We start from the raw sequence: 2,234 nt of genomic DNA, 5'->3' as shown, positions 1-2,234 counted from the left end.
CGCCCTGGCCTGCCGGTCCACGACGACCTGGATCTCCACGTGCCAGGCGCCGTCGTCGCCGTCCGCGGTCATCCGCACCCCCGCGGGCCGGGCCCGGCCCGCGGGCGGCGCCGGACGGGACAGCGCGGAGCGCAGCCGCTCGGCCAGCCCCGGCTTGAGGAAGGCCACCCCGGGCACGCCCTCCGCCGCCGCGGCGGCCTCCTCGACGAGCGTCGTGTGCGCGCTGTGCACGGTCATGGGGTGGGGCCTTCCTGGTCGTCGTCTGCCGGTGCGGCGACGAGATCGATGACACGGATGTCCACGGCCGCCAGCGGCATGCCCAGCTCGCGGTCCGCCGCCTCCCGCACCCGCCGGCGCACCTGCTCGGCGACCTCCGGCAGGAAGGCGTCGACCGGGGCGTGGATGTCGAGGCGGGCCAGCACGGCGCCGTCCGGCGTGCCGTCCTCGCGGCCGTCCAGGAGGCGGCAGGAGCCCGCCCGGACGCCCGGGACGGTCTCGGCGGCGGCGCGCAGCACCCGTGCCGCGACCGCCTCCATGACCCACAGGTCCTCCGCGGGCTCCCCCAGGGGCAGCGGACGGCCGGGACGCAGTTCGAGGCGTACGACGTCCATGACGCGCCGCGTCAGCGGCTCGGCGTCCCGGGCGGCGGCGTCCGCCGTGTCGTCGCGCAGGCCGCGCACCGCGGACTCCAGCCGGTCGAGTTCACCGACGGCCTGCCGGCAGTACGGGCAGGACCGTACGTGGGCGTCGTCGGCCTGTTCCTCCCAGGCCCGCCAGGTGTGCGACAACAGCCGTCCGCACGGCAGGAGTTCGTCGTCGTCCCCCGGGGTGACGGCGCTGTTCGGCGGGTCGGTGTGAGCGGTCATCGCCAGGCCCCCAGTGCTTGTGTCAGACAACGGCGTGCGCGGAAGACCCGGGCCCGGACGGCATCCTGGCTGATTCCGACCGTGTCCGCGATGAACTCGTAGGACCGGCCGTCCAGTTCGCGCAGCACCCAGCAGGCCCGCTGCTCGGGCGACAGCCCGCCGAGGGCCTCCCGCAGCTCCCGGACCGCGTCGCGGGCCTCGGTGATGCGGGCCGGGGACGCGGTGTGCTCGGCGGCGGGCAGGTCGCCCGCCGCCTCCAGCGGGGTCACCGGCTTGCGGGCCCGCAGCACGTTCAGGCAGCGGTTGGTGACGATGCGGTACATCCAGGTGCCGAACGCGGAGCGGCCCTCGAACCCGGGCAGCCGCCGCCAGGCGCTGAGGAAGGCGTCCTGTACGGCGTCCTCCGCCTCTGCCCGGTTGCCGAGCAGACTCGTCGCCAGCCGCAGCAGCGCCGGGGCATGGCGCCGCACCAGCAGGGCGAAGGCGTCCTCGTCGCCTTCGGCGGCGCGGACCGCCAGCAGGGCGTCGTCGGTACCTGCCCGGCCGGCCGCTGGTGTGCTCTGGGTACGGGACCCCGCCACGGGGCGGCTCCTCTCGTCCGTTCTTCCGAAGGTTGGACAGCGCCGGGCCCTCGTTGTTACGGAGCACTTCCGTGGCCGGGGCCCGGACGGATGCCGGGGCGGGTGGAAGCGGGCAGGCGATTCGGGGAGCGGAAGTGCGTTTGCTTTTTCTTCATCCGTAGCCGGTGCGGGCTCGGATTGGTCGGAAAAAAGAATTCATCAGATCGGGGGTACGGCCAATCCGGGCGGCCTCGGGGCCCGGATTCCCCACGTGACCGAGAACGAGAAGGAACGCCGAATCCGGCCGGCCGCGGTGGCGCTGGGAGCCCTCAGCGGTGTGCTGGCGGGCTTCGCGGCGCTCGCGTTCGCCGAGGCGGTGGCCGGTCTGGTCCGGCCGCAGGCCGGTCCCGTCGTGGCGGTGGGCGGCGCGGCTATCGACCGCACGCCCGCCGCCGTGAAGGACTGGGCGATCCGCCATTTCGGCGCCGACGACAAACTCGTTCTGCAGCTGGGAATTCTCGCGGTACTGACGCTTTTCGCGCTGCTGCTGGGAATTGCCGCGCTGCGTTTCCGGCGCACCGCCGCCCTCGGAGTGCTGCTGTTCGGCGTGGTCGGCGCGGCCGCGGCGACCACCCGTCCCGACTCCGGCGGCGCCGCGGACGCGCTGCCCTCGGTCGTCGGGGCCGTCGTCGGCGCGGCGCTGCTCTACGTCCTCGCGGGCCGCCTCACACCCAGGCGTGAGCCGGCCACGGCCGCGCCGGCGGCGGCCTCCGACGACCCGGGGTGGGACCGGCGCGGGTTCGTGATC

General features: G+C 75.0%; 2 protein-coding genes and 2 pseudogenes. 1 reads left to right on the top strand and 3 read right to left on the bottom strand.

From position 1 onward, the window contains the following. From M8J74_RS39560 to M8J74_RS39550, 3 genes and pseudogenes are all read right to left on the bottom strand, one after another. Positions 1-237 (bottom strand): annotated as a pseudogene (locus tag M8J74_RS39560) (hypothetical protein); the annotation flags it as partial. After that, positions 234-866 (bottom strand): Asp23/Gls24 family envelope stress response protein, encoded by a 633-nt coding sequence (locus M8J74_RS39555; RefSeq protein WP_249841066.1) that lies wholly within the window; start codon positions 864-866, stop codon positions 234-236. The pseudogene M8J74_RS39560 and the gene M8J74_RS39555, both read right to left, overlap by 4 nt. Next, positions 863-1,447 carry an RNA polymerase sigma factor gene (locus M8J74_RS39550; RefSeq protein ID WP_249841065.1) on the bottom strand — a complete coding sequence of 195 codons (585 nt, stop codon included), beginning with the start codon at positions 1,445-1,447 and terminating at the stop codon, positions 863-865. Before M8J74_RS39550 ends, M8J74_RS39555 begins: the two co-directional genes overlap by 4 nt. A 250-nt stretch (positions 1,448-1,697) precedes the next feature. On the opposite strand from M8J74_RS39550, the pseudogene M8J74_RS39545 reads away from it, so the two are divergent. Then, positions 1,698-2,234: pseudogene (locus M8J74_RS39545) on the top strand (molybdopterin-binding oxidoreductase); the annotation flags it as partial.

It is taken from the genome of Streptomyces panaciradicis (genome assembly GCF_023516615.1).
Lineage (GTDB): Bacteria > Actinomycetota > Actinomycetes > Streptomycetales > Streptomycetaceae > Streptomyces > Streptomyces panaciradicis.
The sequence above is the reverse complement of the archived record's forward strand: the minus strand, read 5'-3'. Positions and strand labels throughout refer to the sequence as shown.

What these genes read in the sequence shown, in the direction of transcription:
- M8J74_RS39555 (WP_249841066.1), bottom strand. Translation starts at nt 866, where the DNA reads ATGACCGCTCACACCGACCCGCCGAACAGCGCCGTCACCCCGGGGGAC.